Genomic DNA, 241 nt, shown 5'->3' on the forward strand with positions numbered 1-241 from the left:
GAAACCACCACCGAGGAAACCACCACCACGACAACACCCGCGCAGGCGGCAGGGGCCGTGACCTACCAGATCACCGGCAACGGCGACGTCGTCGCACTGCGGTTCCGCAAGGGCAACGACTACGAGATCGTCGCGGCGACCGGAACCCCGTGGTCACGGCAGGCCACCGTCACGGGCACCGACGCGGAACTCACCGCAGTCGTCGTGCGTGGCCCGGTGACCTGCAACATCCTTCGCGGTG

1 protein-coding gene is annotated in these 241 nt (G+C 68.0%); it reads left to right on the forward strand.

Annotated features, from left to right (window positions below; translation table 11 throughout):
* Positions 1–241 (forward strand): hypothetical protein (locus ACYYG1_RS17820; protein ID WP_461211666.1); only part of this gene is annotated, 241 nt, incomplete at both ends.

The organism is Desulfocurvus sp. DL1XJH-121 (assembly GCF_054819825.1).